The sequence below is a fragment of the Flavobacterium pokkalii genome (assembly GCF_014596575.1).
Classification (GTDB): domain Bacteria; phylum Bacteroidota; class Bacteroidia; order Flavobacteriales; family Flavobacteriaceae; genus Flavobacterium; species Flavobacterium pokkalii.
The window spans coordinates 1-665 of the sequence record NZ_NASZ01000064.1; the positions used below are offsets into that span (position 1 = coordinate 1).

Annotated in this window: 1 protein-coding gene; it reads left to right on the top strand. The window is 37.6% G+C overall.

The window, feature by feature from the left end; translation table 11 throughout:
* Positions 1-665: hypothetical protein (locus B6A10_RS16290; protein WP_188221715.1), on the top strand; the 665-nt coding region annotated here is incomplete at both ends.

Sequence of the window (665 nt, forward strand, 5' to 3'; positions counted from 1 at the left end):
CCTGAAGAACCACAAGACCCTCCTTGCACGATTACATCTTGTGATGCTGGGTATTTTTTGGATACTGATAATTGTGAATGTAAAAAAATAATAAGATGCCCTGAAGGTTTTACTTTAGACATAAACGGTAATTGCATAAAAAAAGTAGATGATGATTGTAAAAACAGTTTGCCTGAAACAGACATTACCAACAGATTAACAATTAATCCAGGAGATATTGTAAATTTAAAAGGACCATTTTATTTTCCAAGTATAAATGATATACCACAAAGATTAGTTAAAGTATCACAAGGTGGTAGTACATCAGCAACTTTGGTCAGTGGTAGCATTGTAATACAGCATGGCAATTATATCGAAGTTCCAAGTTTGAGTTATACAGCTGTTACAAGTTTAGCTGGCACAATTTATGGCATAGGTGGCTTTTCAGGTAAAGATTGCCCAACTGGTGCTACACCAATATCACCACATCCTAGTCCAATAAGTCCTCCAGAAGAGAGTGTTATTGTTATTGAAGCCCTAGGAGACACAGAAGACCCAGGAGATTCAGGAAATCCAGCAGAACAACCCCAAGAACCATGTATGAAAGTTTGCACAGCAACGCAATCCAGCATAACTAGCAAAATAACTGTAACCAAGCAAACAGGGGTAGTTATGTGTCCGTGTGA